Below are 352 nucleotides of genomic sequence, written 5' to 3'. Positions count from 1 at the left end.
ACGATGGCCGGACGACGTCGGAAGAACGCAGGGGCTTCGGAGGGCGAGGGGGGCGCGGGGGCCGTCCTGCCCGCCGACATGGAGCTCCAGGACCTCTACGGGGCGTTCGCCGCGCACGGGCTGGACGACGACGGCCTGGACGACGACGCGGCCGTGCTCGTCCCGCCGGTGAAGCTGCCCGACGAGACGGAGCTGGCCGCGCAGGCGAAGGCCGTGCCGATGCTCGGCTACGCGCTGGCGCTGGCGCGCTGGGCCGCCCCGCACCGGGTGGTGGACGAGTTCGGCGACCTGGTCGAGGCGGACCGGGCGCCCGCCGCGCGGCTGCTGGGCCTGGCCCCGGCCGAGGGCGAGG

General features: G+C 77.6%; 1 pseudogene. It reads left to right on the top strand.

Going from position 1 to position 352, the window contains the following annotated elements:
- Positions 1-78 precede the first annotated feature (78 nt).
- Positions 79-352: pseudogene (locus tag UK12_RS33925) on the top strand (hypothetical protein); the annotation flags it as partial.

This window comes from Saccharothrix sp. ST-888 (genome assembly GCF_000955975.1).
GTDB lineage: Bacteria > Actinomycetota > Actinomycetes > Streptomycetales > Streptomycetaceae > Kitasatospora.
The sequence above is the reverse complement of the archived record's forward strand: the minus strand, read 5'-3'. Positions and strand labels throughout refer to the sequence as shown.